Source organism: Paenibacillus sp. P4_E11 (assembly GCF_056401635.1).
This window is the reverse complement of the sequence record NZ_JBFUIX010000481.1, coordinates 1-1,354: the sequence shown is the minus strand read 5'-3', so window position 1 is coordinate 1,354 and position 1,354 is coordinate 1. Positions and strand designations below refer to the sequence as shown.

At 38.7% G+C, this 1,354-nt stretch carries 2 protein-coding genes; both read right to left on the bottom strand.

Annotated elements, in window-relative coordinates; genetic code table 11:
- Window positions 1-329: 329 nt before the first annotated feature.
- Entirely contained in the window at window positions 330-596 is a 267-nt protein-coding gene (locus AC1DWB_RS35295; protein WP_477545729.1) for a hypothetical protein, read from the bottom strand.
- Window positions 597-754: 158 nt separating this feature from the next.
- Entirely contained in the window at window positions 755-1,174 is a 420-nt protein-coding gene (locus AC1DWB_RS35290; RefSeq protein WP_477545728.1) for a VOC family protein, read from the bottom strand.
- Window positions 1,175-1,354: the final 180 nt, after the last annotated feature.

Below are 1,354 nucleotides of genomic sequence, written 5' to 3'. Positions count from 1 at the left end.
CAACTATCGTTCGCCGTTAGCTTAATCTACCTTCCCCACTCCGGAAAAATTCCAAACAAAATCCACAACGAGCCCCAAAATAAACTAAGTACACCAATAATTCTGCTAAAGAGAATTCCAGCTTTCGAAAATTCTAGTTTTTGATTAAATTGACCTCTTGTATACGTAGGAAAAAAAGTGCTCCAGACTCCGAAAATTAAAATAATAATCCCACCCTGAATCATAACATTACCTAACCTCTCATTGGCTCATCAGCTGTTACACTATGGTGGATAGAACTTCTTTACTCTCGTTTCCCGTTAGGTTAAACCGAATGATAACTGAGATTACTACCGAAGCGCAGACTTAATAATAACTTCATTGATTTTAATTGTGTCTTCTTCTATTTGAACTAAAGAATTAACTTTATCATAGTTATTTTTTAATCCTTCGACCAACACATCAGCCGACTTTAAAGCACTATGCTGCGTCTGAATTAATGACTTTATTCTAAGGACATCCTCCAAAGGCAGTTGAACAACTGCATCGAATCTACTACCTTTTGCATTATCTAAACAATGCTTTAATAAATCCAGAACATCTCTAACTTTGCTCATAAAATCCCTCCTTGCATATCATGAAATATTCCACAATTTATTCAACAATCCTGCCAGTAATGCAACGTTTGTCACGCTGCCCTTTAGTTAAATGAACAACGGCAACCGATCGAGTGCCGGCTGCCGTCATGTTTAATTGAGCTATTGTGCCCGATAGCTCAAAAACCCTCAATATGTAAATCTGGGTAGTTCGCTACATTAATAACATTCCCCGAAGGATCTGTAACATTGAATTCAGGAAAGCGATCAATATTCCAGGTGTGCGTTATTTCGGTTACGATTTCATTAGCCTCGACGAATCTTCGGTAACACTCAAAAACATTAGATGTTTTTATACAAAGAACGGCATATGGTTTCCCTTCTGATACAATTTGAATCGGTAGTGGTTGCTCTACTCGCTTTAAAAACAAGAATGGCCCTGGTTCAAGCTTTAAATCAGATTCTTCTTTAGTTTTCCAGCAGTGTGTAAACCCGAAATATTTCTCATACCACGCTACGGACTCGTCAATATCCCTGACCGGTAATCTTACCTGAACTACTGCATAAACGAGTGACTTTGTCTCTTCGGTGTTAATCATCTTAAACCCTCCTTATTCATTGTTTATCTCGGGCTTATTATACCGATCGTTTGTTCGCTTGTAAATATTTACCTCAACACTAAAGTAGCAATAGGTAAGCATTTGATGCGATCTCCAGCTTTTCCCCTGCTCCACACGGAGCGTGCCAGTTTCCAAAGCACCCCGCGTACCATCTAAATG

Coding starts and splice junctions, on each gene's coding strand:
- AC1DWB_RS35295 (WP_477545729.1), bottom strand. CDS start 596: ATGAGCAAAGTTAGAGATGTTCTGGATTTATTAAAGCATTGTTTAGAT.
- AC1DWB_RS35290 (WP_477545728.1), bottom strand. CDS start 1,174: ATGATTAACACCGAAGAGACAAAGTCACTCGTTTATGCAGTAGTTCAG.